This is a genomic window from Bradyrhizobium sp. NBAIM18, assembly GCF_020193825.1.
Classification (GTDB): Bacteria; Pseudomonadota; Alphaproteobacteria; order Rhizobiales; family Xanthobacteraceae; genus Bradyrhizobium; species Bradyrhizobium yuanmingense.
The window spans coordinates 112999-134189 of record NZ_JADYVO010000020.1 but is presented as its reverse complement, the minus strand read 5'-3'; the positions used below and the strand labels follow the sequence as shown (position 1 = coordinate 134189).

At 66.4% G+C, this 21191-nt stretch carries 21 protein-coding genes; 6 read left to right on the top strand and 15 right to left on the bottom strand.

Annotated elements, in window-relative coordinates:
- The first annotated feature begins 278 nt into the window (after positions 1 to 278).
- Together I6F17_RS30835 and I6F17_RS30830 are read left to right on the top strand one after the other, a co-directional pair.
- Positions 279 to 623 (top strand): DUF952 domain-containing protein, encoded by a 345-nt coding sequence (locus I6F17_RS30835; RefSeq protein ID WP_035996479.1) that lies wholly within the window; start codon positions 279 to 281, stop codon positions 621 to 623.
- A complete protein-coding gene (locus tag I6F17_RS30830) occupies positions 620 to 1717 on the top strand; it encodes a quinone-dependent dihydroorotate dehydrogenase (protein ID WP_035996478.1) in 1098 nt (365 codons plus the stop codon). The genes I6F17_RS30835 and I6F17_RS30830 overlap by 4 nt, the downstream gene beginning before the upstream one ends.
- A gap of 128 nt (positions 1718 to 1845) precedes the next feature.
- Here the strand turns inward: I6F17_RS30830 and I6F17_RS30825 are convergent, their stop codons facing one another.
- From I6F17_RS30825 to I6F17_RS30805, 5 genes are all read right to left on the bottom strand, one after another.
- Positions 1846 to 3171 carry an MATE family efflux transporter gene (locus tag I6F17_RS30825; protein ID WP_225128412.1) on the bottom strand — a complete coding sequence of 442 codons (1326 nt, stop codon included), beginning with the start codon at positions 3169 to 3171 and terminating at the stop codon, positions 1846 to 1848.
- A 3-nt stretch (positions 3172 to 3174) separates the two neighbouring features.
- Positions 3175 to 3909 carry an MBL fold metallo-hydrolase gene (locus I6F17_RS30820; RefSeq protein ID WP_225128410.1) on the bottom strand — a complete coding sequence of 245 codons (735 nt, stop codon included), beginning with the start codon at positions 3907 to 3909 and terminating at the stop codon, positions 3175 to 3177.
- Between the two features lie 27 nt (positions 3910 to 3936).
- Positions 3937 to 4242 (bottom strand): DUF6460 domain-containing protein, encoded by a 306-nt coding sequence (locus I6F17_RS30815; protein ID WP_035996474.1) that lies wholly within the window; start codon positions 4240 to 4242, stop codon positions 3937 to 3939.
- 136 nt (positions 4243 to 4378) lie between these two features.
- The gene (locus I6F17_RS30810) at positions 4379 to 6040 is read right to left on the bottom strand and encodes an ATP-dependent DNA ligase (RefSeq protein WP_225128408.1); all 1662 of its coding nucleotides are present in this window, start codon (positions 6038 to 6040) and stop codon (positions 4379 to 4381) included.
- Positions 6037 to 7074, bottom strand: coding sequence for a ligase-associated DNA damage response exonuclease (locus I6F17_RS30805; protein ID WP_225128405.1), 1038 nt, complete (start codon positions 7072 to 7074; stop codon positions 6037 to 6039). The genes I6F17_RS30810 and I6F17_RS30805 overlap by 4 nt, the downstream gene beginning before the upstream one ends.
- Before the next feature lie 66 nt (positions 7075 to 7140).
- Between I6F17_RS30805 and I6F17_RS30800 the strand changes: the two genes are divergently transcribed.
- Positions 7141 to 8067 (top strand): methyltransferase domain-containing protein, encoded by a 927-nt coding sequence (locus tag I6F17_RS30800; protein ID WP_225128403.1) that lies wholly within the window; start codon positions 7141 to 7143, stop codon positions 8065 to 8067.
- A gap of 115 nt (positions 8068 to 8182) precedes the next feature.
- A complete protein-coding gene (locus I6F17_RS30795; protein WP_036042713.1) occupies positions 8183 to 9412 on the top strand; it encodes an ABC transporter substrate-binding protein in 1230 nt (409 codons plus the stop codon).
- Positions 9413 to 9567: 155 nt separating this feature from the next.
- On the opposite strand, the gene I6F17_RS30790 is transcribed toward I6F17_RS30795, so the two are convergent.
- From I6F17_RS30790 to I6F17_RS30755, 8 genes are all read right to left on the bottom strand, one after another.
- Entirely contained in the window at positions 9568 to 10419 is an 852-nt protein-coding gene (locus I6F17_RS30790; protein ID WP_225128401.1) for an amidohydrolase family protein, read from the bottom strand.
- Positions 10420 to 10422: 3 nt separating this feature from the next.
- Positions 10423 to 11400: an aldo/keto reductase gene (locus tag I6F17_RS30785; RefSeq protein ID WP_225128399.1), complete on the bottom strand. Its 978-nt coding sequence runs from the start codon at positions 11398 to 11400 to the stop codon at positions 10423 to 10425.
- A gap of 103 nt (positions 11401 to 11503) precedes the next feature.
- A complete protein-coding gene (locus I6F17_RS30780) occupies positions 11504 to 12436 on the bottom strand; it encodes a sugar-binding protein (RefSeq protein ID WP_057028437.1) in 933 nt (310 codons plus the stop codon).
- Positions 12437 to 12529: 93 nt separating this feature from the next.
- The gene (locus I6F17_RS30775; protein ID WP_225128398.1) at positions 12530 to 13600 is read right to left on the bottom strand and encodes an ABC transporter permease; all 1071 of its coding nucleotides are present in this window, start codon (positions 13598 to 13600) and stop codon (positions 12530 to 12532) included.
- The gene (locus tag I6F17_RS30770; RefSeq protein ID WP_057028602.1) at positions 13600 to 14358 is read right to left on the bottom strand and encodes an ATP-binding cassette domain-containing protein; all 759 of its coding nucleotides are present in this window, start codon (positions 14356 to 14358) and stop codon (positions 13600 to 13602) included. The genes I6F17_RS30775 and I6F17_RS30770 overlap by 1 nt, the downstream gene beginning before the upstream one ends.
- A 13-nt stretch (positions 14359 to 14371) precedes the next feature.
- The gene (xylA, locus tag I6F17_RS30765; RefSeq protein ID WP_225128397.1) at positions 14372 to 15694 is read right to left on the bottom strand and encodes a xylose isomerase; all 1323 of its coding nucleotides are present in this window, start codon (positions 15692 to 15694) and stop codon (positions 14372 to 14374) included.
- Entirely contained in the window at positions 15695 to 17146 is a 1452-nt protein-coding gene (gene xylB / locus I6F17_RS30760) for a xylulokinase (RefSeq protein ID WP_225128396.1), read from the bottom strand.
- An 85-nt stretch (positions 17147 to 17231) separates the two neighbouring features.
- On the bottom strand, positions 17232 to 18305 hold the full coding sequence (locus I6F17_RS30755; protein WP_225128395.1) for a LacI family DNA-binding transcriptional regulator: 1074 nt from the start codon (positions 18303 to 18305) through the stop codon (positions 17232 to 17234).
- Between the two features lie 110 nt (positions 18306 to 18415).
- Between I6F17_RS30755 and I6F17_RS30750 the strand changes: the two genes are divergently transcribed.
- Entirely contained in the window at positions 18416 to 18943 is a 528-nt protein-coding gene (locus I6F17_RS30750; protein ID WP_225128394.1) for a DUF1003 domain-containing protein, read from the top strand.
- A gap of 1 nt (position 18944) precedes the next feature.
- Here the strand turns inward: I6F17_RS30750 and I6F17_RS30745 are convergent, their stop codons facing one another.
- Positions 18945 to 19418, bottom strand: a complete 474-nt coding sequence (locus I6F17_RS30745; RefSeq protein ID WP_225128393.1) for a GNAT family N-acetyltransferase — start codon at positions 19416 to 19418, stop codon at positions 18945 to 18947.
- Positions 19419 to 19442: 24 nt separating this feature from the next.
- Positions 19443 to 20024: an XRE family transcriptional regulator gene (locus tag I6F17_RS30740; protein ID WP_074447667.1), complete on the bottom strand. Its 582-nt coding sequence runs from the start codon at positions 20022 to 20024 to the stop codon at positions 19443 to 19445.
- Between the two features lie 170 nt (positions 20025 to 20194).
- On the opposite strand from I6F17_RS30740, the gene I6F17_RS30735 reads away from it, so the two are divergent.
- Positions 20195 to 21187: an alpha/beta hydrolase gene (locus I6F17_RS30735; RefSeq protein ID WP_225128392.1), complete on the top strand. Its 993-nt coding sequence runs from the start codon at positions 20195 to 20197 to the stop codon at positions 21185 to 21187.
- Positions 21188 to 21191: the final 4 nt, after the last annotated feature.

The window sequence follows — 21191 nt, the reverse complement described above, 5'->3', positions numbered from 1 at the left end:
GTCGCAACTCAGGAAAACTGTCCTCAAATCAACCGGTTTTCCGTTTTTCGCGCAAGAGGCGACCGAGGCGGGGTTCGCAAACGAAACGGGTAGCCGTTCGCGTCAGGAAAGCGCGCAAAACGGGAATCTTGAGCCCCGTGCCGATTTCATCGGCGCGGAAAAGGCTCTAAGCCTTGAGTTCGGAAGGGGCGGCCTTTACGGTCGCGCCCGGGTTTCGAGGACCCGCGAAAAGCGAAAAAACCCAAGAGACTCAAAGAACAAACAAGGCTGCGGTAGCGGTGGTCAAGATCTACAAAATCTGTCCGGCCTCGGCCTGGCGCGAGGCGGAACGGCAGGGTGTCTACCGGGGCAGCGCAGATGACGCGCGCGACGGGTTCATCCATTTCTCGACCGCGGCCCAGGTTCCCGAGACCCTGCGCAAGCACTATTTCGGGCAGCGCGCGCTGTTCCTGGTCGAGGTCGACGGCGACGCGCTCGGCAGCGAGTTGCGCTGGGAACGCTCGCGCAATGACGAGCTCTTCCCGCATCTCTACGGCGAGCTCGATCTCGGCGCGGTCCTTGCGGTCATGAACCTCAACATGCGCTCCGACGGCAGTCACGATGTTCCGGAGCTGTTGCCGTGATCCGCGCCTTCGACGCCTTTTCGCTGCCGGTGCTGCGCTGGCTCGATCCCGAGGACGCGCATCGCCTCGCGATCCAAGGCCTGCGCTTCCTGCCGCCGGTCAAGCCGCGCGCCGATGATCCCAAGCTCGCGGTGCGCGCCTTCGGGCTGAACTTTCCCAATCCGATCGGCATGGCTGCGGGCTTCGACAAGAGCGCCGAGGTGCCGGACGCGCTGCTGCGGCTCGGCTTCGGTTTCGTCGAGATCGGCTCGGTGACGCCGAAGCCGCAAGCCGGCAATCCGCGGCCGCGGCTGTTCCGTCTCGAGCGCGACGAGGCGATCATCAACCGCATGGGCTTCAACAATGACGGCGCGGAGGCGGCTCTGCGCCGGCTTGCCGCGCGCGCGCAGCACGGCGGCATCGTCGGCGTCAATGTCGGCGCCAACAAGGATTCGCCGGACCGCGTCGGCGACTACGTCAAGCTGATCGAGACCTTCGCGCCGGTGGCGAGCTATTTCACCGTCAATGTCTCCTCGCCGAACACGCCGGGCCTGCGCAACCTTCAGGAAGGCGCGCTGCTCGACGATCTGCTCGCGCGCGTGATCGAGGCCCGCGAGCGCGTCAGGCAGAAGGCCGGCGACACGCCGGTGCTGCTCAAGATCGCGCCGGATTTGAGCCTCGCCCAGCTCGACGACGTCGTGCAGGTCGCGCGCTCGCGCCGGGTCGACGGCATGATCGTGTCGAACACCACGGTCGCGCGGCCGAGCACGTTGCGTGAAGAGACGCGGGCGAAGGAGCAAGGCGGCCTCTCCGGCCGGCCGCTGTTCCGTCTGTCGACGCGCATGGTCGCGGAGACCTATGTGCGCGTCGAGGGCGCATTCCCGCTGATCGGCGTCGGCGGCGTGGATTCGGGCGGCGCCGCGCTGACCAAGATCCGCGCCGGCGCCAGTTTGATCCAGCTCTATTCCTCGCTGGTCTACAAGGGCCTCGGCCTCGTCGACGAGATCAAGCGCGACCTGACCTCGACATTGCTGCGGACAGGGCGGGATTCGCTGTCGGAGATCGTCGGCGCCGATGCGGCGACGCTGACGGCGGAAGACTGGCCGGGGATGTGAGGCGTCCTTCGCCTCTCCTCGCCTGCGCAGACTTCGTAGCCCGGATGGAGCGCAGCGCAATCCGGGAAGCTATTCGCATGGACAAAGGCCCCCGGATTACGCTGCGCTCCATCCGGGCAACGGCTCTTCTATGATTTCGTAAACGTCGCCCGGTACAGCGCCGGATACCTCGCGCCCTGCAAGCCGCCGCGCGCGACGTAGAACGCGATCAGCGCACTCCACAGGCCGGCATTGCCGAACGATTGCAGCGCCAGCCAGGCGGCGAAGAAGATCGCGAGCGAGAGCAGCATCAGATTGCGCATCTCCCGCGCCCAGGTCGCGCCGACATAGATGCCGTCGAAACCGAAGGCGAACACGCCGGGGAGCGGCGCCAGCACGATGAAGGGCAGGAACTCGCGCGCCGCGCGGCGGACGTCCTCGCTCGCCGTCATGACGTTGATGATAGCAGGGCCGAACGCAGCGAACAGCACGGCGACGACAATTGCGAAGCCGAGCCCCCAGAGCAGCACCAGCCTCGTCGAATCCGCAAATCCCTTGGCGTCGCGGCCGCCAAAGGCGCGGCCGCAGAGCTGCTGGGCCGCATTGGCAAGGCCGTCGAGGAAGAAGGCGCTGACCAGGAGGAAATTGTTGAGCACGGAGTTCGCGGCCAGCGTGACGTCGCCGGCCCGCGCGCCCTTGGCGGTGAAGAACAGGAACACGGCGATCAGCGCCGCGGTGCGGATCAGGATGTCGGTATTCACCGCCAGGAGCCGCATCAGCTTGTCGCGATCGAACAGCGTTGCGCGAGGTATGGCAAAACCGCCGACCGCATGGCGCCTGCACACGATCACGCCGAGCATGAAGCCGATCGTCTCGGACAGAAGCGCGGCGATCGCCGCGCCGGCGATGCCGGTGTCGTAGACCAGCACCAAGAGGATCGTTGCCACCATGTTGACGAGATTGATGACGACCTGGAGCGCAAGGGCCGGATTGGCGCGGGCCTGCCCCACCAGCCAGCCGAGGATGACGTAATTGGCGAACGCGAAAGGCGAGGACCAGATCCGGATCATGAAATAGGTCTTCGCGGCGCGCGTCACGCCATCGCTGCCGCCCATCAGGTCGAACAGTGCGCCTGCCAGCGGCAGCTGCAGCACGATCAGCGCCGCGCCGATCAGGCCGGCGACGATGAAGCCGCGCACCAGGATCACGGTCTGCTCGCGCGTCTCGCCCGCGCCGAGCGCCTGCGCGGTGAAGGCGAGCGTGCTCATGCGCAGGAAGCCGAACAGCCAGAACAGGCAGTCGAAGATGACGGAGGCCATCGCGACGCCGCCGAGCAGCGCGGCATCGTCGAGCCGTCCGATCGCGGTGGTCGAGACCACGCCGATCAGCGGCGTCGTGAGGTTCGCGACCATCGCAGGACCTGCGATGGCGAAGACCTGCCGGCTTCCGACGCGGTGATGGACGGGTGCGTGCATCTTTCAGAACACGAGCACCATGCCGTCTTCGGCGGCGAGGTGCTCGACCTCGCCCAGGCGCGACAGCATGTCGTCGCTCATATGGGTGAGGACGAGCCGCTTGGCGCCGATGTCGGGCAGATGCTGTTCCAAGGTCTTCAGGCTGAGGTGATTCTTGACCACCTTCTCGTACATATAGGCTTCGGCGATGAAAAGGTCCGCGCCATGCGCCAGCGGAATGAGCGTCTCCGTCCATTCGGTATCGGCGCTGTAGGCGAGCGTGCGGCCCTCGGCCGCGACGCGATAGGCCAGGAACGGTCCGCCTGATTCGCCGTGCACGACCGGATAGGGCGTCACATTCACCGCGCCGAAGCTTTGGCTTTGCCCGGGCGCGAGCTCGACCAATTTCAGCTCGAAGCGCTGCTCGGACTTCGAGGAATGCTCGAACAGCGCCTCCATCACCTCGCGCAGCCGCCTCTCGATGCCTTGCGGACCCGCGATCGTCAGCGGCCGCGTTCGTCGCGAAAATTGCGCGTCGAGCAGAAAGAACGGCAGGCCGGCAAAATGGTCGCCATGGAAATGCGTGATCAGGATCAGGTCGATGTCGCCCCGATCGATCTCGAGCCGCTTCAGCGCCGGCAGCGCCGACGCACCGCAGTCGATCAGGAAGTTCGCTTTGCGCCCCGAGATGTGGAAGCAGGTGTTGAGCCTGCCGCCGGAGCCGAAGGCATCACCGCAGCCGACGAACCGCAATTGCATCGGCTGCGCACTCCCTCAATCCGATCCTTACCTGCCGCGCGGCGCGCCGAACACGCGCGACAGCAGCCAGATCGGAATCACGATGACCGCACCGAGCAGGAAGTAGCGCCACAGCCAGTTCACCGCATCGAAGCCGAGGTCCCACAGCCGCTGGAACAACAGGCGAATGCTGTGGATGATGTTCCAGGGGTCGAAGCCGATCGTCGCCAGCACGACGCCGACCAGGATCGAGAGCAGCACCAGGCGGAACGCGACCGCCAGCGGCGAGCCGCCGAGAAAGCGGTGCAGGCCGTCGCTGCGGCCGGCCGGCAAATCTCTGACGTCTTGGACCATCGCAAACTCCTGAAGCGGATTCGAACCCATTATAGGACACGGCGGGGGACATGGGGAACCCGCAAGAGGCCGTCAATCGGGTTACGGGAGTTTAATTCGGGCGGAAGAGGGAGCGCACCGTCCTCGTGGCAACAGTTCACACCTCGATCTCCGCCGGCTCGGCTTTCAGCATCTTCTCCAGCGTCTCCAGCCGGTCGGCCTCGCGCGGCGGCTTGTCCCAGCGCAGGCGGCTGATGCGGGGGAAACGCATGGCAACGCCGGATTTGTGCCTGGGCGAGCGCTGCAATCCTTCGAAAGCGACCTCCAGCACCAGCCCCTTGTCCGCTTCGTGCACGACGTGGCGGACGGGGCCGAATTTTTCCGTGGTGTTGCGGCGGACGAAGCGGTCGATCTGCAAGAGCTCCTCGTCGGTGAAGCCGAAATAGGCTTTTCCGACCGGCACCAGCTCCTCGCCATTCTCGGTCTCGGTCCAGACGCCGAAGGTGTAGTCGGAATAATAGGACGAGCGCTTGCCGTGGCCGCGCTGCGCATACATCAACACGGCGTCGATGATGTGCGGGTCGCGCTTCCACTTCCACCATTGCCCCTTCGGCCGGCCCGGCAGATAAGGCGCATCGCGCCGCTTCAGCATGACGCCTTCGACGGCGTCCGCATCCTCGCCGGCGCCGGCGCTGGCGGGGTCGGCGCGTGCGGCGGTCAGCGCCTCCCAGCTACCGAAGGGCACGGTGGGCGAGAGATCGATGCGGGGATCGTCGAGCTTTGCGATGAATCGCTCCAGCCGCTCGCGCCGCTCGGCAAAAGGCAACTCGCGCAGATCGTTCTCGTCGTCGCCGAGCAGATCGTAGGCGCGCAGGTGAATCGGAAACTCCTTGATCAGCTTCGGCGAGACGACCTTGCGGTTGAGCCGCTGCTGCAACACGTTGAAGCTCTGAACGCGGCCTTCGCGCAGGATCAAGAGCTCGCCGTCGATCGCGCCAGGCAGGCGCAGCGACGGCACGAGATCCGGAAAGCTTCCCGTGATGTCCTCGCCGGTGCGCGAATAGAGCCGCGCGGTGATATGGCCGCGCTCGTCGCGCCCCGCCACCGCCTGCACGCGGATGCCGTCCCATTTCCATTCGGCGATGTAATCGGCGGGATCGAGCGCGGCGAAATCCGCATCCTCGATCGCATGCGCCAGCATCACCGGGCGGAACGGCGCGGGATCGCGGTTGACGGGCTTGTCGCCGCGGCCCTCCAGCCAGGCGAACAGGTCGAGATAGGGTGGGACGAGCCCCGGCCAGATCAGCTCGATCTCGTGCGGGTCCTTGTCGCCGAGCGCTGCGGCCGCAGTCTTGGCAAGGCGCGCGGAGATGCCGATCCGCAAGCTCCCGGTGACGAGCTTCAGCAGCGCCCAGCGCCCGGTCTCATCTAACTCGTCGAGCCAGCGCTCGAGCTGCTTGGGCAGCTCGGTCTTGCCGAGCGTGCGCAGCGTGGTGACGACCTCGGTGAGGCTCGGTGGCGGCGGGTTGTTGTGGGCGGCGAGCGCGGCCTTCGGCCACATCAGCGCCACCGTCTCGGAGAGATCGCCGACATAGTCGTAGCTCAGCCCGAACAGCACCTCGTCCGTGCGTGCTGCGATGAGGTCGCGGATCAGCGCGGGCTTGGCGTGCTTGAAGCTGAGTGCGCCGGTCAGCGCAGCCAGCGCATAGCCGCGGTCGGGATCGCCGACCTCGCGGAAATAACCGGTGATCAGCCGCAGCTTGTTGTTGCGGCCGGGCTCATAGGCGAGGCGGTCGAGCAGCTCGGCGAAGCGGTTCATGCTTCGGCCTCGCCTGGAATGGGCGTCTCGCTCTCCTCCTCGTCGCCATAGCCGACGAGGTCGAGCGGCCGTGCCTTCAGGCCCTTGCTCCGGCACCAATGCACAAGCGCATCTTCCTGGCCGTGGGTGACCCAGATCTCGCCGGCGCCGGTCGCCGCGATGGTCGCGGTGAGGCCGTCCCAGTCGGCGTGGTCGGAGATCACCAGCGGCAGCTCGACGCCGCGCTGCCGCGCCCGGGCGCGCACGCGCATCCAGCCCGAGGCGAAGGCGGTGACCGGATCGGGGAAGCGCCGCGTCCAGAGATCGGAGGTGGCCGAGGGCGGCGCCAGCGTGATGGTGCCGGCGAGCGCCGCCTTCTTCATGCCCTTCACTGGTTTGAGCTCGCCGAGGTCGATCCCGCGGCTCTGATAGTAATGCGTGATCGTCTCCATCGCGCCATGCAGGTAAATCGGCGCATCATAGCCGGCCTGACGCAGCAGCTTGATCACGCGCTGCGCCTTGCCGAGCGAATAGGCGCCGACGAGATGCGCGCGCTCCGGAAACAGTGCGACGGAAGCGAGCAGCTTCTTGACCTCGTCGCTCGCATCGCCATGCCTGAAGACCGGCAGGCCGAACGTCGCCTCGGTGATGAAGACGTCGCATGGCACCAGCTCGAACGGCGTGCAGGTCGGGTCCGGCGCGTCCTTGTAGTCACCGGAGGCGACGATGCAGGTGTCCTTGCACGAGACGGCGATCTGCGCCGATCCCAGCACGTGGCCGGCGGGGTGAAACTTGACCTTGACGTCGCCGAGCCGGATCTCCTCGCCATAGCGGATGGCCTGGGTCGAGCCGGCGAAGTTCTCGCCATAGCGCAGCCGCATCATGTCCAGCGTTTCCTGCGTCGCCAGCACCGCGCCATGGCCCGCACGGGCATGGTCGGAATGGCCGTGGGTGATCACGGCCCGCTCCACGGGGCGGACGGGGTCGATATGGAAGCCGCCGGGCTTGCAGCACAGGCCGGCAGCATTTGGCAGCAGGATGTCTTGCGGGCGCATGCCTGTTATATAAGTCGAACCATTACATCTTCGAGTCACTTACCCATTTCGTTTCCTGGTTCCTCAATGCCGCTCCGCCTGTTCCTGACCTCCGGCGATCTCATGGCCGACCGCCGTTTCGAGTTCGCGCGCGATCTCCAGCTCAAGGGCGACCTTCCCGCCGCGGCCGACCTCCTGGAGCAGGCGATCGAGCTTGCACCTGATTTCACCTCGGCCTGGTTCACGCTCGGCGAGATACGTCAGCAGCTCGGCCAGCGCGACAAGGCCATCGCGGCCTTTCGTGAAGCGCGGCGATGCGACCCCGAGGACCAGCACGGCGCCGGCCTGCACCTGATGCGGCTCGGCGATACCGAGATGGCGGAGATGCCCAAGGCTTACGTGCAGGCCTTGTTCGATCAATACGCCCCGCGGTTCGAGCACGCGCTGATCAACGATCTCGGCTATCGCGCCCCGACGCTGATCTTCAAAGCGGTGCTGGCGGCGCGCGTCGCCGCCAAGAAGCCCGCCTACTTCAAGCGCACCATCGATCTCGGCTGCGGCACCGGGCTCGCGGCCGCTGCCTTCGCCAAGCAGGTCGACCATTTCACCGGCATCGATTTGTCACCCGGCATGATCAAGGAGGCGCGGGCGACGAACCTCTATGCCGAGCTCGAAGTCGCCGACATGATCGAGGGCCTGCGCGGCAAGCCAGATGCCAGCGCGAACCTCGTCGTGGCCGCGGATGCGTTCGTCTATCTCTCCGATCTCGCACCGGTGCTGAGCGAAACAAGGCGTGTGCTCGTCTCAGGTGGCGTGCTCGCCTTCACGCTGGAGACGCATGCGGGCGACGGCATCGTGCTCGGCGACGGCCTGCGTTATGCCCATTCCGCGGAATATGTGCGCGGCGCCATCGCGAAGGCGGGGATGAAGCTGCTGACGCTGGAGCCGGCCTCGCCGCGCAACGAGAACAATGAGCCGGTGCGTGGCCTCATCGTGGTCGCCGAGAAAACTTGAGTCTAGGCGCTAACATCTTGCGATTTGAGCGTCATTGCGTCGCAAAGCTGCGACTTCCCACTTGCGAGCCGAGCTGCGATGTCAGCACAATGCGCGCATCAGGGAGAAAACAACAATGACCAAGAATCCATCGCGGCGCGATTTCAGTGCCGGCGCGCTCGCCACCATCGCCGCGTCGACATTGCCCGCGCCCTACGTCTGGGCCGCGGAGAAGAAATACGATGCGGGCGCCAGCGACACCGAGATCAAGATCGGTCAGACCGTGCCGCATTCCGGCCCCGGCTCGCTCTACGGCGTGCTCGGCCGCGTCGGCGAAGCCTATTTCCAGATGCTGAACGAGAAGGGCGGCATCAACGGGCGCAAGGTCAAGTTCCTCACCATGGACGACGCCTACAGCGCGCCGAAATGCGTCGAGGCGACGCGGCGCCTAGTCGAGCAGGAAGAAGTGCTCGCGCTGTACGGCTCGCTCGGCACCGCGCCGCAGACCGCCGTGCACAAATACCTGAACTCCAAGGGCGTGCCGCAGCTCCTGCTCAACACCGGCGCGTCGAAGTGGAATAATCCGAAAGAGTTCAAGTGGACGATGGCGGGCCTGCCGCTCTATCCGACCGAGGCGCGCATCCTCGCGCGGCACGTCGTCAGCGTGAAGCCGAACGCGAAGATCGGCATCCTCTACCAGAACGACGACTTCGGCCGCGACTTCCTCGGTCCCTTCAAGAAGGTGCTGACTGACGCCGGCGGCACCGCACAAGTGATCATGGAGCAGACCTATGATCTCACCGAGCCGACCGTCGATTCCCAGCTCATCAATCTCTCCAAGTCCGGAGCCGACGTCTTCTACAACATCTCGACCGGCAAGGCCTCGTCGCAGTCGATCCGGAAAGTGGCCGAGCTCGGCTGGAAGCCGCTGCACCTGCTGTCCGCCGGCTCCACCGGCCGCTCGATCCTCAATGCCGCGGGCCTCGAGAACGCCACCGGCATCGTCGCGATCCGCTACAACAAGGAGGTCGGCCTGCCCAAATGGGAGAAGGACCCGGACGTGATTGCGTTCGAGGAGCTGCGCAAGAAGTACACGCCGGCGATCGATCCCGACAACACCATCGCCTTCGCCGGCTACGGGCAGGCCGCCACGATGGCCGAGATCCTGCGCCGCTGCGGCAACGAGCTCACCCGCGCCAACGTGCTGAAGCAGGCATCGAACCTCCAAGGTTTTCACTCGCCCTATTTCCTCGACGGCGTCACCTACAGCTACACGCCCGAGGACTACACGCCGATGAAGACGCTGTTCATCTCCACCTTCACCGGGAAAGACTGGGACATCTCCGACAAGCCGATGTCGGAGTAGGCACTCACATCGTCATGGCCGGGCTTGTCCCGGCCATCCACGCCCTTCCACGCAGCACAAAGAACGTGGATGCCCGGGACAAGCCCGGGCATGACGGCCTCCGCTGATTTTCAAATGCGATTGGACTTTGCTCTGCCAGCAGAGCGGGAGCGCAGCTAGCTGGCCATCGCCAGCCGATACGCCTGCGCTGCATTCACGCCGCACGCCTTGTCCCGCACGCCGGAGCCCAGCTTCGCCAAACACGCCTCCAGCGCCGTCTTGATCTCGCCGTAGCTCCCCGCAAGCAGGCATACGGGCCAATCCGATCCGAAGATCAGCCGGTCCTCGCCGAAACATTTTGCGGTGTGCGCGACGAACGGAAACAGCCGTTCCGCATTCCAGTCGTCCCAGACCGCCTCGGTCGCCAATCCCGAGATCTTGCACCAGACATTGCCGCAGGCAGCCAGCGCTGCGATGCGCTCGGTCCATTCCGCGCTCCTGCCGGCGGCAATCGGCGGCTTGGCGGCGTGATCCAGCACGAAACGCGCGTGCGGAAAGGCCTGCGCGGTTGCGATCGCCGCGGGCAGCTCGCGGCTGCGGACAAGGAAATCGTAAGCGAGATCGTGGGCGAACACGGCCGTGAGTCCGCGCTGGACGTCCTCGCGCAGCAGCCAATCCGCATCAAGCTCGTCGTGGACCTGGTGGCGGATGCCGACCAGCTTGCCGCCACCAGGCAGATCGCGCAGCCGGTCGAGCGTCTCGCCGAGCGCCGCATCGGTGAGATCGGCCCAGCCGACCACGCCGATCACCGAGGGCGTCGCATCCGCGATACGCAGGAACTCTTCGGTCTCTTCCAGCGCGGAGCGGCATTGCACCAGGATGCTGGCGTCGATGCCGTTCGCCTGTAGTAGCGGCGCGAGATCGGCCGGGCCGAAGGCACGGCGGATCGGCGCCAGCTCGTCCGCTTCCATCCAGGGATAATCGGCGCGCGCCGGATCCCAGAAATGCTGGTGGGCATCGACGATCATGCCTCAACCTCCGCCGGGAAGCGGCGCGCGCGCATCGACCAGCTTTCGCGTCCGCAGCTCCTGCCAGAATGCCGGCGGCACCGCCTTCTCGGACATCGCGATGTTGTCGGCGACTTCGGCGGCATTGCGCGCACCCATCACGGCGACCGTCACCGCCGGATGGGCCATGCAGAATTGCAGCGCGGCGGCTTTCAGCTCGGTGCCGTGCCTGCGGCAGAGTTCGTCGAGCTCCAGCGCGCGTGCCACGAGCGCAGCATCAGCATCCTGATAGTTGAATTTCGCGCTCGCCCGCGGATTGGCCAGGATGCCGCTGTTGTAGATGCCGCCGAGCAAGATGCCGATATTGCTGGCCTGGCACAGCGGAAACAGCGCATCCAGTGCGTCCTGGTCGAGCAGCGTGTAACGGCCGGCGAGCAGGAAGCAGTCGACCGGCACGGCCTCGGCGAAGCGAGCCAGCATCCCCGACTGGTTCATCCCGGCGCCGATCGCCTTGACCGTGCCGTCCTCGCGCAGGCGCTGGAGCGCGCGGAAGGCGCCGGTGACAGCATCGTCATAATGATCGTCGGGATCATGCACGAGCAGGACGTCGACGCGGTCGAGGCCGAGGCGCTGCAGGCTCTCCTCCACCGACCGCATCACGCCGTCATAGCTGAAATCGAACACCGGCCGCTCGCGCGGCGTGCCCTTGTAGTGCTCGTCCTCCGGCGCAGCATTGTCCGGTGCGCGCAGCAGGCGGCCGACCTTGGTCGAGATGACGTAGGAGTCGCGCCTCTGTTGCCGCAGGAAGGCGCCCAGCCGCCGCTCCGCGAGGCCGAAGCCGTAAAGCGGGGCGGTGTCGAAGAATCGGACACCGAGCGACCAGGCGCGTTCAATCGTCGCTTGCGCATCGGCATCGCTGACGGGCGAGAACAATCCGCCGAGCGGGGCTGAACCGAGGCCGATCGAGGTGACATCGAGCGCGCCGAGCCGCGATCTTTTCATTCCCATGCCTTCCAGCGATCGTCGTCCATTCCAAATCATCTCTCCCGCTTGCGGAAACCGCAAGCGGGAGAGGCATGCAGAAGCGCGGGGCTGGGCAGCGCTCCTACTTCAACATCTTCGCGACGTTGTCCTTGGTGACGAGATCGAGGCCGGTGTAGACGATCTCCGGCACCTTCTCGCCCTTCTTGATGGCGAGCAGCGTGTCCATCGCCTTCTCGCCCATCTCGAACGGACGCTGGCCGACCAGCGCATTGGCATAGCCGTCACGCAGCAGCTCGAGCTGCATCTTCAGCGTATCGGCGACGACCAGCGTGAACTTGCCGGAATCGATGTCCTTCTTGTTCCTGCTGGCGAAGGCTTTGAAGCCTTCGGGCGCGAACATCGGCCAGCCGCCGATCGGAACGATGGCGGCGAGATCCGGCGTTGCGGTGCGCATATCCGTCATCTGCTGGACCGCGAGCGCGGGATCGTCGTTGCAGAAGCTCGGCGAACCCGCGACCTCGGTCCATTTCGAGCCCTTCAGCGCCTCGCGCACCCCGTCGACGCGCTCGGCCAGGTTCTTGGCGCCGGGACCGCCGGAGACCATGGCGTATTTGCCGCCGTCAGGCCGCAATTTCAGCAATTCCTTGCCGAGGGCCAGGCCGAACTCCTTGTTGTTGGTGCCGATATAGGCGATGCGCTTGGAGCCCGGCGCGTCGGCGTCGAAGGTGATGACGGGAATGCCGGCGGCGGTCGCCGCCTCGATCGACTTGGTCATGGCCGCGACGTCCGCGACCGAGATGGCGAGACCGTCGACCTTCTGCGTGATGAAGTCCTGGATGATCTGGGCCTGGTTCGCCGGCTCATGCTCGACCGGTCCCTTGTAGATGCACTCGATGTTGCCGAGCTCCTTGGCGCGCTTCAGGCAGCCGTCGCGCGAAAAATCGAAGAACGGATTGTTCATCGCCTTCGGCACGATGACGAAGCGGTAGTTCGCAGCAAATGCCGGCGTCGCCATCATCGCAACCGCGATGCCGGCAAGAAGCAGTTTCCTCATTGTCTCCTCCACTCTTGTTGGTGCCTATCCCCTCGAAAGCCCCCGGGAAGCGGATAGGCGACGTTTTCCTTGCCTTCCCGAGATGTCGTCATTTCACGTCATCCGCGAGCGGACGCGGTCGACCAGCACAGCCAGAATGATGATCACGCCGACCAACGTCTGCTGCCAGTACGAGCTGACCTGGGCCAGCACGAGGCCGTTGCGGATCACCTCCAGCAGCACGCAGCCGACGATGGCCCCGAGCGGACCGCCGATGCCGCCGGCGAGATTGGCGCCGCCGATCACGGCCGCCGCGATCACGTTGAGCTCGTAGGACATCGCCATGTTGGCCGGCGCCGATCCGAGCCAGCCGGAGATGATGATGCCCTGCAGGCCCGCGGCGAGCGCGCAGATCACGTAGACCTCGATCTTCACCCGCACCACCGGAATGCCGGTGAGCTCGGCCGCCTTCTCGTTGCCGCCGAGCGCGAAGACGTGGCGGCCGAACGAGGTGTGATGCAGCACCACGGCCATGGTCAGCGCCAGGATCACGAGATAGATGAACGGCGCCGGCACGCCGAGCACGTCACCGGACGTGAGCGCGTAGAAATAATCGGCGTCCGGCCCTCCCGGGAAGCTGCCGCGTCCGTTGGAGACGACATAGCCGAGCCCGCGCACGATCGAGAGCATGCCGAGCGTGGTGACGAAGGGCGACAGGCCGAGCACGGCGATGCAGAAGCCGTTGACGAGGCCGGCAATCAGCGCGACGCCGAGGCCGGCGAGGATCGAGATGAGCAGGATCAGCCCCGGAACATTGGCGAGCACGGTCTTGCCGTCGGCCGCCATGTGCACCAGCGGCGATCCGGGCGCCGACAGCTCGGTCATCACCATCGATGTGATCATGGCGGAAAAGCACATCATCGATCCCACCGACAGGTCGATGCCGCCGGTGATGATCACGAAGGTGACGCCGAGCGTCGCGATGGCGATGAAGGAAAAGTTCTTCGCCACGTTCTGCATGTTGCCCTGGGTGAAGAAGTAGGGGCTGGCGAAATGCATGATCACCAGCAGCACCGCCAGCGCGAGCAGGACGTAGCCGGTCTGCGAGGCGAAGATGCCGCGCTGCCACCACCTGATCTTGCCGACATTGGTGAAGGTAATAGGGGATTCCAAGGGCATGGCCATCACGCCGCCTCCTTCGCACCGGTGATGAGGGCGGTGACCTCCTCGGGGGAGGTCTGGTGAATCGACTTGTCGGCGCGCTTCTCGCCGCGCCGCATGACGACGACGCGGTCGCATACGGCGAACACGTCGGGCATGCGGTGCGAGATCAGCATCACGGCGACGCCCTGCTCCTTGAGCCGGTGGATAAGGCCGAGCACCTGCTCGACCTGGCGCACCGAGATTGCGGCGGTCGGCTCGTCCATCATCACCAGCCGCGCATTGGACAGCCGGGTGCGCGCGATCGCGACCGCCTGGCGCTGGCCGCCCGACATCTGTCTGACGAGATCGTCCGGGCGCGTCTCCGAACGCAGTTCGCCGAACAGCTCCAGCGCGCGCGATGCCATCGCCTTGTGGTCGAGCAAGGCAATCGGCCCGAACCTGCGCTTCATCTCGCGGCCGAGAAAGACGTTGGCGGCGGCCGTGAGATTGTCGGCGAGCGCGAGGTCCTGGTAGACGACCTCGATGCCAACGGCGCGGGCATCGACGGGCCGGTTGAAATGCACCGCGCTGCCGGCAAAGCGCATCTCGCCATGCGTGGGGCGGAAATTGCCGGCGATGATCTTCACCAGCGTCGACTTGCCCGCACCGTTGTCGCCCATCAGGCCGACCACTTCGCCGGGCCAGACCTGCATGTCGACGTCGTGCAGCGCGCGGATCGCGCCGAACTCCTTGCCGATGCCGGTGAGTTCGAGCACCGGTGTCGCGTCAGTCTTCGTCATCAGCGGCGTTTCCTCAGACATAGCGGTTGACCAGGGATTCCAGATATTCCTGCCGGCCCGAGCGCGGCTGCGGATCGAAGCCGGGAGACATCGCGCGGTCGGCCAGATCGGCGAGCGAACGCTGGCCGCCGAGAATGGCGCGGCCCTCCGGGCCGGCCCAGCCCTCGTAGCGCTTTGCGAGCGGCGCACTCAGCGTGCCGGCGTCGAGCATGTCGGCGGCGGCGAGGAAGGCGCGCGCACAGGCATCCATCGAGCCGACATGGGCATGGATGAGATCATCGGGATCGATCGACTGGCGGCGGATCTTGGCATCGAAATTGAGTCCACCCGTGGTGAAGCCGCCACGGTTCAGGATCTCGTGGAACACCAGCGCCAGCTCCGGCACGTTCATCGCGAACTGATCGGTGTCCCAGCCGAGCAGATCGTCGCCCCGGTTGATGTCGAGCGAGCCGAACACGCCGAGCGCCTCGGCCAGCGCGACCTCGTGATGGAAGGAGTGACCGGCGAGGATGGCGTGGTTCTGCTCGATGTTGAGCTTGACGTCCTTGAGCAGGTCGTAGCGTTCGAGGAAGCCGTAGCAGGTGGCGACGTCGAAATCATATTGATGCTTGGTCGGCTCCTTCGGCTTCGGCTCGATCAGCAGCGGGCCCTTGAACCCGATTTTGTGCTTGTGCTCGACGACGAGCGAGACGAAGCGGCCGAGCTGGTCGAGCTCGCGCTTGAGATCGGTGTTGAGCAGCGTCTCGTAGCCCTCGCGTCCGCCCCACAGCACGTAGTTCTGCCCGCCGAGCCGGTGCGTGACCTCCAGCGCGGCGCGGACCTGGCCGGCGGCATAGGTGAAGATGTCGGGATCCGGATTGGTCGCGGCGCCCGCCATGTAGCGGCGGTGCGTGAACAGGTTCGCAGTGCCCCAGAGCAGGCGGACCTTGCTCGATGCCATCTTCTGCTCGAACAGATCGGCGATGGCGTTGAGGTTGGCGACGGACTCGGCGAGGGAGGCGCCCTCCGGCGCCGCATCGACGTCGTGGAAGGTGAAGAAGGGGACGTCCAGCAGGCGGAACAGCTCGAAGGCGGCATCGGCCTTGGCGCGCGCCATCGCCATCGCATCGGTGCCGTGGTGCCAAGGCCGCAGGAAGGTCTCGCCGCCGAAGGGATCGCCCCCCGGCCAGCAGAACGAATGCCAATAGCAGACCGCAAAGCGCAGATGATCCTCGAGCCGGCGGCCATGCACCAGGCGGTCCTTGTCGTACCAGCGGAAGGCGGGCGCACCTTCGGCCTCCTTGCCGCCGAAGGCGACGGGTGCACTTGCACCGAAGAATTTGGCTGGCGCGTTCACTTAAGACTCCTTCAATGCGGGATAAAGCGCGCGCCATCGCCGATAGGCCTCGTCATAGGCCGCAGCGACGGACGGGCGGGGTGTGAAGCTTGCGAGCCGCCGCGGGCGCGTGCAGACGTCAGCGGGATTCTCGCCTGTTACGGCGAGCCGGCCGAGGCGCGCAGCGCCGAGCGCGGCGCCGACCTCGCCTTCCTCGACGCGATGGACGGGCATGCCGAGCACGTCGGCGCAGATCTGCGCCCACAGGGGCGAGCGCGAGCCGCCGCCGACGAGATCGACCTCGGCGATCGGCCCGCTGGCTGTGCTGAGCGCCGCCAGATTGTCGCGCGCGGCAAAGGCGACGCCTTCGAGCACGGCCTGCACGATCTCCGAACGCCCGGTCGCGCCGCGTAGGCCGACGAAGGCGCCGCTGGCAGCGGCATCGTTGTGCGGCGTGCGCTCGCCGTCGAGATAAGGCAGGAACTGGACCGTGCCAGGTGCATCGACGCGCTCGCCGAGCGGCGCCAAGAGCGCTGCGGCCGGCGTCTCCATCACCTCGGCGAGCCAGGCGAGCGAGGCCGCGGCCGACAGCATTACGCCCATCTGATGCCAGAGGCCGGGCAGCGCGTGGCAGAAGGCATGCACCGCCGAAGCCGGCGCCGGAGCGAAGCGATCGGTGACGCGGAACAGGACGCCCGACGTTCCCAGCGACAGGAAGGCATCGCCGGGCGCGATGGCGCCAAGCCCGATCGCGCTGGCCGCATTGTCGCCGGCGCCGCCCGCGATCACGACATTTTTCGCCATGCCCCAGCGCTGCGCGTATTCAGGCGCGAGCACCGCACTCACAGCACTGCCCTCGACGAGGCGCGGCATGTGGTGCAGATCGAGCCCGGTGGCATGCAGCAGCAGCGCGGACCAGCGCCGCAGGCCGACGTCGAGCCACAGCGTGCCTGACGCGTCCGACATGTCCTCGACCATCTCGCCGGTGAGGCGATAGCGGACATAGGCTTTCGGCAGCAGCACCTTTGCCACGCGGTCGAAGATCTTCGGCTCGTGCCGTGCCACCCAGAGCAGCTTCGGCGCGGTGAAGCCGGGCATCGCGAGATTGCCGGCGATCGCGTGCAGCGAGGGACAGCGCCGCTCCAGCGCTGCGCATTCGGCCTGCGAGCGGCCGTCGTTCCAGAGGATGGCTGGACGCAGCGGCCGGCCGTCCTCGCCAAGCGGCGTCGCGCCGTGCATCTGACCCGACAGCCCGATGCCGCGCACCTGCGCAACCTCGCGCGGATGGCGCGCGGCGAGATCGTCGACGGCGCCGACGGCCGCATCGACCCAGGCGTCGGGATCCTGCTCGGACCACAGCGGCGCAGGGTGCGACAGCGCAAGCTCGCGCGCCGCCGTCGCGGTCACCGCGCCGGCTTCGCTCGCGAGCACCGCTTTCACACCGGACGTGCCGATGTCGATCCCGAGATACAAATCGTCCTCCCTTTCGCCTGCCGCGGGCGAGCGATCTTGCGTCGCTTTTCCCCGCTGGCGGTCCCGTTTCCAAGTTCAGCTGCCGCTAGGGCAGATTGTCCCGCATCACGATGTCGATCCGGATCTTCTCCTGTTCACTCAAGATCGGCTCGCCGCGGGCGAGCGCGAGCAGCACCCGGACGGCCGCGCGCGCTTCATGTCCGGGGTTCTGCGAGATCGCGGCATCCATCACGCCCTGCAGCAGCAAGCGGCGGGTCAGCGCGGTGACGTCGTGCCCGACGAACACCACCTGCTTGTCGCGCCCGGCCGCGCCAGAGGCCTTGTCGTTCAGAGCCTTGTCGTTCAGCGCTTTGGCGACGCCCTGCGTGCCGGCGCCGACGTTGTAGAGACCGACGATGTCGCCATGCTTGCCGAGCAGCCGCGCCAGCAGCTGCTCCGAACGATCGTCCTCGTCGCGCCCTTCCAGCACCGGCAGCACGCTGAGATCGGGGAATTCCGTCGCCATCACCTGGTTGAAGCCGAAGATACGTTCGGCATGGTCGCGCAGGCCCTGCGAGCCCGCGATGATCGCGACCTTGCCGGACCTCTGGCCGACCAAGCGCCCGACCAGCGCGCCGGCGGTGCGGCCCGCGGCGATGTTGTCGATGCCGACATAATGGTGGCGGCGCGACGACGGCACATCCGAGACCAGCGTCACGACCTTGGCGCCGGCATCGACGAGGTCATTGATGGCGGCGCGGACGCTCGGATGGTCCAGCGCCACCACGGCGACGCCGTCATAGTCGCCGGACAGCGCCTCGAGCGAGGCTGCGAGCGCGGCGGGCTCGAACACGTCGGTTGCGATCATCTCGACATTGAGGCGGCGGGCCGACAGCCAGCCCGCCATCTCGCCGAGATGGGCCTCGATCTGCTGCATGAACGGGTTCGAGCCCGACGGCATCACGAAGGCGAAGCGGCGGGCGCGGCCGCGGGCGAGCTCGGCGGCGGCCACATGCGGCTGGAACGAATTGCGGGCGATGGCGTCCTTGACGCGCCGGACCGTGTCAGGGCGGACCCCCGGCCGGTTGTGCAGCACGCGATCGACCGTGGCGAGGCTGACACCGGCCTCGCGGGCGATGTCCTTCAGCGTCAGCACAGTCGGGGCGAGGGTCTCGGCCATGGCTGAAGGCTAGCAGAGGTGTTTTGAGGTACGCAACTCATTTGATGAGGGGATCGGTCTTTTTGCTTCCCCTTCCAGGAACGGCTTCCCCGGCGGGCCGTTGCCGGGGCGTGCGTAACGACATCACCCATGATTCCGGCGAGGGGCTGAGCCCGACGCTCGAGCGCAACATCCAGGCGCTGGTGGCGCGGCGGCGCCGGGAGCAGCAGGCGGCCAGCGGCCAGGACAAGGTCGCGGACGCGATCACGGCCTTCACCGGCAGCATGATCTTCGTCTACCTGCACCTCGCCCTGTTCGGGTTCTGGATCATTGCCAACCTGCATTGGATTCCGGGAATTCCGGCCTGGGACGAGAGCTTCGTCGTGCTGGCGATGATCGCCTCGGTGGAGGCGATCTTCCTCTCCACCTTCGTGCTGATCTCGCAGAACCGCATGACGGCGGCGGCCGACAAGCGCGCCGATCTCGATCTCCAGATCAGCTTGCTCGCCGAGCACGAGCTGACCAAGCTTGCCCACCTGCTCACGCAGATCGCCGAGCGGCTCGAGGTCAAGCCGGACGCGGAGCGCGACCTGGAGGAAGCGGCCCGGGACATCGCCCCCGAGCGCGTGCTCGACAAGATCGAGGAGACGCGCTCTTAAGCTATCGGCGGTCCAGCGCCGACAGCTCCAGCGTCAGGAACAGGCTGTTGGGATCCTCGACATAACCTTCGAACGGGCCGCATGCGACGAAACCGTGCGCCAGATAGAGTGCGTGCGCCGGCTTGAAATAGTCCCACGAGCCGGTCTCGAGGCTGAGCCGCGTCAGGCCGCGCGCGCGGGCTTCCGCGATGATGTGGCGCAGCATCTGGCCGCCATAGCCGCGCCGGCGCGCGGTCTGCAGCGTGTGCATCGACTTGACCTCGCCGTGGCGCGCCGAAAGCGTCTTCAACGCACCGGTCGCGACCAGCGTCTCGCCGTCCCAGCCGGTCCAGAATGCGACGTCGGGTGCACGCAGGCCCGCGAGATCGAGCGCATGGGCACTGCCCGGCGCGGTCTGCGCCCGCGCAGCAGCAACGTGGTGATCGAGCAGCGCGACGACGCGCGGATCATAGGTGTCGCCGGTCCGGATCTGCATCGTGCTCGTCTCCACGCTTTGCCCTCACATCTTGCCGTAGGACGCGCCGCGCCTGACGATGATGACGTAGCGCGCGTCCTGCTTGGTTTCGTTCTCGAAGATCACGGCGCGCATCACGTCGAAATCCAGACAATCGCCCTCGCGCAGCCGCACCGCCTTGGCGTCGATATGCACGGCGATGGCGCCCTCCAGCATCAGGAGCTGCTGGGTGAAGGCGTTGCGGCCCCAGGGGCTGTAGGAGACGCGCGCGCCGGCGGGAAGGTCGACCACGATGATCTCGATGCCGCTGGCCGCATCCGGCGGCGAGGCGTGCCGCCGGCGATAGCCGCTGTCGGGGTCGCGCCAGAGCGGCTGGTCCGCCAGCCGCACCAGGCGCTCCGGCGGCTTCTCGGCGAGCGCGACGACATCGCTGAGCGTGACGTCAAGCGCCGCGCAGAGCTTGTTCAGCAGCGCCGCCGTCGCACTGCTCTGCGCCCGCTCCACCCGCCCGATCATGGCCCGGCTGACGCCGGAGCGGCCTGCAAGCTCGTTCAACGTCATGCCCGCCTGCGTCCGCAGCGTCTTCAGGCGCCGACCGATGGCGCGATCGAGTTTTTGCTGGTCCATGGGTTTCATCCGAACATCGCCCGATACGAGGACCGCATCCGCCGGGGTGAGAGAAGCTTAGCGCGCGCGGAGGCACACGCCGGGAGCGGCAGTCCAATATATTAGAAATTTTGCGCAGGCCGTACGCCCGATTAGGATGCGCCCCAACCACAAAAAATCGGAGGCGACGAATGGATGGCCCGACGCAGCGGAGGATCAAAGCCAACGGCATCAGCCTCAATGTCGCCGAGCAGGGCGACGGGCCTATGGTGCTGCTCTGCCATGGCTTTCCGGAAGGCTGGTACTCCTGGCGGCATCAACTCGACGCGCTGGCGGCGGCTGGCTACCACGCGGTCGCACCGGATATGCGCGGCTACGGAAAGAGCGACCGGCCCGAAGCGATCGATCAATACACGATCCTCCATATGGTCGGCGATCTCGTCGGCGTGCTCGACGCGTTCGAGGCAAAGGACGCCGTCATCGTTGGACATGACTGGGGCGCGACAATCGCTTGGCACACGGCGCGCCTGCGGCCCGATCGCTTCCGGGCCGCCGCGATCCTCAGCGTACCGTATCGGCCGCGCAGTCCCGTGCGGCCGACGAGCGTCATGCCGCAGACGGCGGATGCGCAGTTCTATCAGCTGTACTTCCAGGAGCCAGGTATCGCCGAAGCGGAGTTCGAGCGGGATCCTCGCGCAACGCTCGGCGCCATGCTCTTCGGCGGCTCCGGCGAAGGGGCGACCGCGATCCGCGCCAATGCCGAGCGTCAAGGGCGGACGGTCGCCGCCGGCATGGTCTCCCGAAAGGACGGCATGCTGCCGAAGGTGCCGGTGCCGCTTCCGTCCTGGCTGAGTGCCGCCGAGCTCGACCACTACGCTGCCGAATTTGCGCGCAGCGGCTTTCGCGGGCCGCTCAATTACTACCGAAACATCGATCGCAATTGGGAGCTGATGGCAGCATTCGAGGGCATGCAAGTGGTGGTGCCCTCGCTCTTCGTCGCCGGCGACCATGACATGGTCATCGCCTTCCCCGGTGCCGCCGAACATCTCGCCAACATGAAGCAATGGGTGCCGCAGCTGCGCGAAATCAAGATGCTGCCCGGCTGCGGACATTGGACGCAGCAGGAGCGGCCGGCGGAGGTGAACGCGGCGATCGTCCAGTTTCTGAGAAGCCTGCCGAACTAAGGGC